General features: G+C 62.2%; 9 protein-coding genes. 6 read left to right on the top strand and 3 right to left on the bottom strand.

Going from position 1 to position 8,107, the window contains the following annotated elements:
• Positions 1-167 precede the first annotated feature (167 nt).
• Together glpK and Q8R73_RS16630 are read left to right on the top strand one after the other, a co-directional pair.
• A complete protein-coding gene (gene glpK / locus Q8R73_RS16635; protein ID WP_305720648.1) occupies positions 168-1,670 on the top strand; it encodes a glycerol kinase GlpK in 1,503 nt (500 codons plus the stop codon).
• Positions 1,671-1,677: 7 nt separating this feature from the next.
• Positions 1,678-2,271: an N-acetyltransferase gene (locus Q8R73_RS16630; protein ID WP_305720647.1), complete on the top strand. Its 594-nt coding sequence runs from the start codon at positions 1,678-1,680 to the stop codon at positions 2,269-2,271.
• Between the two features lie 168 nt (positions 2,272-2,439).
• Here the strand turns inward: Q8R73_RS16630 and Q8R73_RS16625 are convergent, their stop codons facing one another.
• Positions 2,440-2,862 carry a DUF6636 domain-containing protein gene (locus tag Q8R73_RS16625; RefSeq protein WP_305720646.1) on the bottom strand — a complete coding sequence of 141 codons (423 nt, stop codon included), beginning with the start codon at positions 2,860-2,862 and terminating at the stop codon, positions 2,440-2,442.
• A gap of 123 nt (positions 2,863-2,985) precedes the next feature.
• Here Q8R73_RS16625 and Q8R73_RS16620 point away from each other — a divergent pair, with 123 nt between their 5' ends.
• The gene (locus Q8R73_RS16620; protein WP_305720645.1) at positions 2,986-3,615 is read left to right on the top strand and encodes a glutathione S-transferase family protein; all 630 of its coding nucleotides are present in this window, start codon (positions 2,986-2,988) and stop codon (positions 3,613-3,615) included.
• 173 nt (positions 3,616-3,788) lie between these two features.
• Here Q8R73_RS16620 and maiA read toward each other — a convergent pair whose 3' ends face one another.
• Both maiA and Q8R73_RS16610 read right to left on the bottom strand, forming a co-directional pair.
• On the bottom strand, positions 3,789-4,451 hold the full coding sequence (gene maiA / locus Q8R73_RS16615; RefSeq protein ID WP_305720644.1) for a maleylacetoacetate isomerase: 663 nt from the start codon (positions 4,449-4,451) through the stop codon (positions 3,789-3,791).
• A 75-nt stretch (positions 4,452-4,526) separates the two neighbouring features.
• Positions 4,527-5,698, bottom strand: a protein-coding gene (locus tag Q8R73_RS16610) for an IS3 family transposase (protein ID WP_305720643.1) whose coding sequence is annotated in 2 segments (ribosomal slippage) — positions 4,527-5,407 and positions 5,407-5,698 — 1,173 coding nt in all. Because the reading frame shifts where the segments join, the coding sequence is not laid out codon by codon here.
• A 137-nt stretch (positions 5,699-5,835) separates the two neighbouring features.
• Between Q8R73_RS16610 and Q8R73_RS16605 the strand changes: the two genes are divergently transcribed.
• The 3 genes from Q8R73_RS16605 to Q8R73_RS16595 all read left to right on the top strand — a co-directional run.
• Positions 5,836-7,275 carry a HEPN domain-containing protein gene (locus Q8R73_RS16605; protein ID WP_305720642.1) on the top strand — a complete coding sequence of 480 codons (1,440 nt, stop codon included), beginning with the start codon at positions 5,836-5,838 and terminating at the stop codon, positions 7,273-7,275.
• Positions 7,276-7,313: 38 nt separating this feature from the next.
• Positions 7,314-7,481 (top strand): hypothetical protein, encoded by a 168-nt coding sequence (locus tag Q8R73_RS16600; protein WP_305720641.1) that lies wholly within the window; start codon positions 7,314-7,316, stop codon positions 7,479-7,481.
• 75 nt (positions 7,482-7,556) lie between these two features.
• Positions 7,557-8,107 (top strand): hypothetical protein (locus Q8R73_RS16595; RefSeq protein ID WP_305720640.1); only part of this gene is annotated, 551 nt, incomplete at its 3' end.

Raw genomic sequence — 8,107 nt, 5'->3', positions numbered from 1 at the left:
TCTGCTAGCGAATTTGCGGAAGCACCCCCCACCCCCGACCCCTCCCCACCACGCGCAAGGGCGCGCGGGGGGAGGAGAGCAGAGCGTCGTCGTATTGACCTCCGTCCCCCAATCCGCTTGCCTTGCCTCCAACAACCCCCCGGGAAGCAACGCCAGGAATCCAGACCATGTCCTTCGTACTGGCCATCGATCAGGGCACCACCTCCTCGCGCGCCATCCTGTTCCGCGGCGACATCTCGATCGCCGCCATCGCGCAGCAGGAGTTTCCGCAGCATTTTCCGGCCTCCGGCTGGGTCGAGCACGAGCCCGAGGACATCTGGACCTCGACGATCGCGACCTGCCGCGAGGCGCTGAAGAAAGCCGACGCCACAGCGAAAGACATCGCCGCGATCGGCATCACCAACCAGCGCGAAACCGTCGTGGTGTGGGACCGCGCCACCGGAAAGGCGATCCACCGCGCCATCGTCTGGCAGGACCGCCGCACATCGGACATCTGCACGAAACTGAAAGCCGAAGGCCATGAGCCGGCGATCACGGCGAAGACCGGCCTGATCATCGATCCCTATTTCTCCGGCACAAAAGTCGCATGGCTCCTCGATCACGTCCCCGGCGCACGCGAACGCGCCGAACGCGGCGAACTGATGTTCGGCACCATCGATTGCTACCTGCTGTGGCGTCTCACCGGCGGCAAGTCGCATGCGTCAGACGCCACCAACGCCTCGCGCACGCTGCTGTTCAACATCCACACCGGGCAGTGGGACGACGAGCTGCTGAAAATCCTCCGCGTGCCGCGCTCGCTGCTGCCCGAGGTGAAGGATTCCTCCGCTGATTTCGGCGACACCGTGCCCGAATTATTCGGCGGCAGCATCATGATCGCAGGGATAGCCGGCGACCAGCAGGCCGCCACCATCGGCCAGGCCTGCTTTGCGCCCGGCATGATGAAGTCGACCTACGGTACCGGCTGCTTTGCCCTGCTCAACACCGGCACCACGCCGGTCACGTCGAACAACAAGCTGCTCACCACCATCGCCTACCAGCTCGCGGGCCGGCGCACCTACGCGCTGGAAGGCTCGATCTTCGTCGCGGGAAGCGCGGTGCAGTGGCTGCGCGACGGCCTCGGCATCATCAAGCAGGCCAGTGAAACCGGCCCGCTCGCCGACAAGTCCGATTCGATGCAGAGCGTCTATTTGGTGCCCGCCTTCGTCGGCCTCGGCGCGCCCTACTGGAATCCCCGGGTGCGCGGCGCGCTGTTCGGCCTCACCCGCAACACCGGGCCGGCCGAACTCGCCCATGCCGCGCTGGAGAGCGTCTGCTACCAGACCTTCGATCTGTGGGCCGCGATGCGCGCCGACTGGCCCGATGCGAAAACCGCCAACATCGTGCTCCGCGTCGACGGCGGCATGACCGCCTCCGACTGGACCATGCAGCGCCTCGCCGACCTGCTCGACGCCCCGGTCGATCGCCCGATGATCCAGGAAACCACCGCGCTGGGCGCCGCCTACCTCGCCGGCCTCGCCGCCGGCGTCTATCCCGAACCGGAAAAGTTCGCCGACAACTGGCGGCTGGAACACCGCTTCAAGCCGGCGATGAGTGCCGCGACACGCGAGCGAAAGCTGGCCGGCTGGGCACGGGCTGTGAAAGGCGTGCTGGCGAGTGATGAGGGGGAGTGAGGCCCCGATGAGTCTCCCTGATGGCTATTCCGACGTCCCGGCCGGCAAGATCGCCGCCGTGGTCACGCATCTCGAAATGACCGCGCGCCCGGCGCCGCGTCCCGATCCGCCGGGCGCATGGAGCTTGCGCCGGGTCGAGACACCGAACCTCGACTGGTTTCGCGATCTCTATCGCCGCGTCGGCGAGGAGTGGCTGTGGTTCTCGCGGCTGCAGATGGCGGATGCCGAACTCGCCGCGATCATCCATGCGCCGCTGGTCGAAGTGTACGCGCTGGTCGTGGACGGCAGCGACGAAGGCTTGCTGGAGCTGGATTTTCGCGAGCCCGGCCAATGCGAGCTGGCGTTCTTCGGCGTCACATCAGGACTGATCGGCAGCGGCGCGGGGAGCTGGCTGATGAATCGCGCACTGGAGCGGGCATGGTCGCCGCCCGTCGCACGGGTCTGGGTGCATACCTGCACGCTGGATCATCCCTCGGCGCTGGCATTCTATCAGCGCGCGGGGTTTCGCCCGTTCCGGCGGCAAATCGAGCTTGCGGACGATCCGCGGCTGGACGGGACGGTGCCGCGGCATGTCGCGAAGCATGTGCCGGTTATTGAGTGAGTGGAATATTCGCGCCTCGCACACGGTCGTCATCCCCGCGCAGGCGGGCATCCAGTACTCCAGAGACGGCGGTAATAGAGCCGAGAGGCCGCGGCGTACTGGATACTCCGCCTTCGCGGAGTATGACAGGCGTGCTTGTTGCGGCAGCCAGGGCCTTCCCCTTGTCCCTCAAAACAGCTCCTGCTTGGCTCTCGCCAGCTTGAATCCGCGTCGGTCGGCGTTGAAGCACGTCACGCCCGATTGTTCCGACGTGCAGGTAAAGCCGCCGCGCTGCCAGACCTCGCCATAGGCCAGCACCGGCAGGGCCTTGTCCATCACGGTGTCGCCGTAGCACAGGCGGACGGCGCTGCCTCTCGCGCTCATCTCGAAGGCCTTGCCCCATTCGAGGTCGCAATCGGCCGGCCGCCGCGCCGTCACGGTGGCTTCCATGATGTCGCAGCGGAGTGCGATCTGCCGGTCGTAGTCGAAATACTGGCAGGCGATGTTGTTCGAGGGCGAACGGAAGCCGGTGGGAGGGCTTTGGGCGAGCGCCGTGGCGGCCAGTGGCAGCAGACTGACTGCAAGCAAGGCCCTTGGCAGACGTGGCAACATGGCGGTCCTTCCGATCTCACAACGTCATGCCCGGACTTGATCCGGGCATCCATCACTCTTCATAATCGATGGCCGGGTCAAGCCCGGCCATGACGACTGAGAGAGAAAGGCGCGTCCACTCCCATGATCCTGATCGGCCAGTACGATTCCCCCTTCGTCCGCCGCGTCGCGCTGGCGCTGCGGTTTTATGAGCTGCCGTTCGAGCAGCGGCCTTGGTCGACCTTCGGGGACGCCGAGAAGCTGGCAGCGTACAATCCGCTGCGCCGGGTGCCCACGCTGGTGCTGGACGGCGGCGAAGTGCTGATCGAGAGCGGGGCGATGCTGGATTATCTCGACGAACTGGTCGGGCCGGAACAGGCGATGATCGCCGACAGCGGCCCGGCGCGGCGGCATGCCCTGAAGATCTGCGCGCTGGGCAGCGGGCTCGCCGACAAGGCGGTCAGCCTGATCTACGAGCGGGTGCTGCGCCAGGAGCAGTTGCAGATTTGGGTCGAGCGCTGCCAGGCCCAGATCGGCGGCGTGCTCGACGTGCTGGAGAAGGAACGCGCCGCGGTGGCGACGCCGTTCTGGTTCGGGACGCGCATCGGCCATGCCGACATCATGGTGGCCTGCGCGTTGCGTTTCACCGGCGAGGCGCATCCGACGCTGTTCACGCCTGAGCGCCATCCGGCGCTGACCGCGCACGCCGCACGCTGCGAGGCGCTGCCGCCGTTCCGGGAGATCGTGCAGAAACTCGACCCGCCGAAGGGGTGAGCTCTTCCCTTCTCCCCTTGTGGGAGAAGGTGGCGCGCGCAGCGCGCCGGATGAGGGGTCTCTATCGGCAGGCACATCTGTTGAGGCGACCCCTCACCCGTCTCGAATGCGCAAGGCGCATTCGATCCACCCTCTCCCACAAGGGTAGAGGGGAAGGAAGAATCGCTCGCCGCCTACTTCTTCACCCGCATCGCTTCCGGCGTATCCGGCTGCGCCAGCGGATGCGCGCGCGCGAATTCCGGCAATACCATCGCGGTTTCGAAAATGCGCTTGACGGTGGGCCAGGGCGAAAGATCGATCTGCTGGGTGACCGCCACGGTGACGTGGCCGACCATGCAGATGTCGGCCAGTGTCGGCGTATCGCCATGGCAGAATTGTCCGGTGGCCTTGTCGCCGGCGAGGTGCGCTTCCAGCGCCGCCAGCGTCTCCACCGTCCAGTGCCGCCGCCATGCCGCCTGCTGGGTCTCGCGCAAATTCAGTTCGTGATCGAGATAGCGCCGCACCCGCGGCACCAGCAGCGGGTGGCCCTCGCAGGCGACCATCAGCGCCAGCGCGCGCACCCTGGCGCGGCCGCGCGGATCGGATGGGAGCAGCGGCGGGGCGGGATGGGTCTCGTCGAGATATTCGAGGATCGCGAGCGACTGGAACAGCGCGGTGCCGTCGTCGAGCACCAATGCCGGCAGCGCCATCTGCGGATTGATCTTGCGATAGGCGTCGTCGCGATGCGCGTCGGCGTCGATATCGACCATGACGATCTCGGCCGGCAGGCCCTTGAGGTTGAGCGCAATGCGAACCCGAAAACTCGCCAGCGATCGCCAGAAGGAGAAGAATTTCATGGTGGGCTCCGCCTTTCTTCCCCTCTCCCCTTGTGGGAGAGGGTGGATGATCTTCCCCCGGAAAAGTAGACAGGCTTAGGCGACTTTTAGCTCCATTTCGATTGGGGCGATATATCCGATGGCGGAATGGAGCCTGGTTCGGTTGTAGAAGCCCTCGATGAAGGCAAAGATGTCGCGCTGGGCCTCGGCGCGGGTCTCGTAGTTGCGATGATGAACGAGCTCGGTCTTCAGGCTGTGGAAGAAGCTTTCCATCGGGGCATTATCATAGCAATCGGCCTTGCGGCTCATCGACGCAACCATGCCAGCTCTGGTGAGTGCGTCGCGGTAGGTTCTTGAGGCATAGTGGACGCCGCGATCGGAGTGGTGGATCAATCCGTCCTGTGGCCGTTGCTGCTTGATCGCCATCGTCAACGCCGCGGATGCGAGTTCGACTTGCATATGATCCCGCATGGCCCAGCCGACGATCTTTCGGCTGAAGAGATCCATGACGGCCGCCAGGTACAGCCAACCCTCCGCGGTCGGGATGTAGGTGATATCGGCGAGCCAGACCCGGTTCGGGGCTGGGGCCGTGAAGTCTCGCGCGATCAGATTTGGTGCGATCGGCAGGTCGTGACGGCTGTCGGTGGTTCGCACCCGGCGCGGCGGCGCCATAATGGCGTGGATACCATGCCGGCGCATTATCCGCTCGACCCGGCCGCGGCTGGTGGCACGGCCCTGCCTCCGCAGCACGGCATGGACGCGGGGACTGCCGTAGCGTCCACAGCTGTCCTGATGGACCTGCCGGATCGCAGCCAGGAGCACCGCACTGGATTTTGTCCGCTCGCTCACCGGGCGCTCGCGCCAGGCATAATAGCCGGCCGGCGAGACCTCGAGCACGGCACACATCAGCCGTATCGGATAGCCGTCGCGGTGATCCTCGATGAAGCGAAAACTCATGTCCGGGTTCCGGCGAAGATCGCGATCGACTTTTTTAAAATGTCGCGTTCCATGCGCAGACGCTCGTTCTCCTGGCGCAGCCGGGCGATCTCCGAGGCCTGGTCCGCCGACATCGGCGTCGCTTGCGTTGTGGGGCGCCGCGCCGCCGATGTCGGCTGCGGCTCGAACTGCTCCACCCAGCGCCGTAGCACCGAGTCGCGCAGACCGAGTTCCTTCGCAACCGAGGTGATCGAACGACCGCTCGACACCACCAGCCCAGCGCACTGGCGCTTGTAATCCTCTGTAAACGATCGGCGTGGACGTCCTTCCATGTGACACCTCCTGGCTCTCCGAGCCTACTACAGGTGTCCACTCATTCGGAGGAGGTTCACACACTATGACTACAGGTGATCAACCGTCAGAGGGATTGGAGGAGGCCAAGAGGTGGCGAGAGGAACTTCGCGCTTACGTGAGTTTGTTTGAAGAGGCTTTCGACGAATTGCATCGTGCCGTCACCGAGCAGATAGGAAAGTCGACAGTCCGTCTAAGATCGCACTACGATTATCCCATCATGTCGTCGCTAGACAGTGGCTTTCCGACTTTTCGAGAGGCGGGAGCGCTCGACCCAGACAGTCCGAAAGACTACGTTGGTACGGTCAGCCCTCGCGGCTTGCTGGCGTTGTTCGACGGTGCTCAACCGAAAATCGCGCTCCCGAAGATCACAGAACTCGCAAGCTTCTTGCACACGCATGTCATTGGAACAGCACTTGACCTGGAAAAATGGGTCTACAAGGGGAAGGTTTCAGAACTTCCAGTGGAGACGTTGGTTCGCGATGCGGTGGAGCGATACATCCACCTTCACGGTCTTGGTCCGATTGATAGCAAGCTTCGTTTTAGGGTCATCTGGCCGCTGATATCCGGAAGCTTCGGTGGCACGCTGCAGCTACGACTTGTCGTGCCGATCGCCGTGACGCACTTCGAATTTGATTATTTTCGACTTAGCGAACGGTCCTACATCGCTCGCATACCGAAAAGGCTCCAGCTCGCGAGGGCGCGCATGAGCACTCGAGGATCCGGAGCAGAGGAAATGGTTGTCGGGGCGGCCACTCACGCATTCATTTCCAAGGACTGGAGCGTTAATGATATCGATAAGATCGAGGAGGTTGGCTCAGCCCTTAATCAGATATCTTCCAATGCGGTTGACGAGGCCGATAGCTTCTTCGGAGCCTTAAGAATTGCTACCGGCGTCAACACTGGTTATGCGCAAACGCTGTGGGTTCCGCAGGGGTGGGCACTTCAATACTTCTGCGACCTGCCCCCTGTTTACGGGACGACGCTCCGTCGCTATCCTAGTGCTTTCGATAATTGGGCATGGCGCTATGCGGGCGACACCATCACACGCGAGCAACTCATTGATGTGCGTCGTATCTACGGAGCTGTGGTCGGAAGCCAACAAGAGCGCATTCGACTTGCAATAAGAAGGCTGAACGGGTGCCTCACCCGTGATGACGCCGCCGACTCCATCCTTGACGGCACGATCGGCCTTGAACTTCTCCTAGGAGATGACGACAATCAGTCGTTGTCATACAAGCTGCGCCTTCGTGCTGCCGCGCTTGCGGTGCTCCAAGAAGACCCCTTGTATCCGCCCGCTGAAATTGCCTCTAAGGTGAAGCAGCTGTACAAGGCGAGGTCGGCCATTGTGCATGGGCTGCGAAAGAAAGCTTCTCACAAAGCAACTGAACCTTCGGATAAAAGCAATGAAGCGGAGCGCATGCTGGCCGCCGATCTTCTGCGGTTCGTTCTGAAGGTCCTGCTCGACCATCCTCAGTACCTTGAACCATCGAAGATCGATGAAGGCCTTCTTCTGAGGGCTGACCAAATTGCCAAGCAATCGGTCGATGGAGGTTGACATTGCCGTTTTGACGAGTCCGCGAGCGAGGAAGCAAGATGACGTCGGTTGGTTACAAGTGTCTGGTGGTGCTCGACTCGGCGCCGGTGCGAGATCTCGCCCACAGCTCTGAGATCCCCAACTGGGTCCTCTCATTTTCGGCGATGAAAGCAGATGGCTACCACTTCTCGCTTGCTGATCACGCTTGTGGCGAATTGATCAACTAGAGGAGCAGAGGTTCGATCGACGACCGAGGTTTTGCAAGCATGATCCATTGCCTGGACGCATTCTTGGACCCCGTCATGCCAGTCATGCTAGGGGGGAAAGATGTGCTGGCAAACGTTGGCGAAGAAGCTAAGGACAAGGAAAGGTCGGACTCAGTTGACGTTTCACGCAAAGCTTGGTCGGTGCTACGCGAACGGAAGGTCCACTCCGACGGTCTAATCGAAGAAGTTATTCAGGAGGACAGAACTGCTTGGAACGAGCTATTCCGGACCGTTGACAAAATCTTTGTTGAACGAGGGCGGCCCGCTGACCTCGATGAATACGATCATCCAATTCTCGACCAGGTATTTGCGAGCATCAACAGAAGTGCGAACGCCTTTCCTCCCTTGTCGATCCGCTTCGATCTAAAACTCAGGTACTTTTGGCGTCAGTTCGTCCGGAGTAAGAAGGAGCGCGGCGCTTATAATGTGAATGCTGCAAAGAAACGTAACGACGGCATCGATTTTGGGCTTTTCGATTACTTGGCGCTGCCGGCGTTTGTGGTCACTGTCGATCGCGGCTTTCTCGAAGGCATAACCGACATTTCGTCATTTCAGAGAAGCTGGATTCGAAAGCCCTCTAGCCTCGC

Origin of the sequence: Bradyrhizobium sp., from assembly GCF_030697065.1 — a bacterium.
Classification (GTDB): Bacteria; Pseudomonadota; Alphaproteobacteria; order Rhizobiales; family Xanthobacteraceae; genus Bradyrhizobium.
Note: the sequence above shows the minus strand (reverse complement) of the source record. Positions and strands in the feature narration are given on the sequence as shown.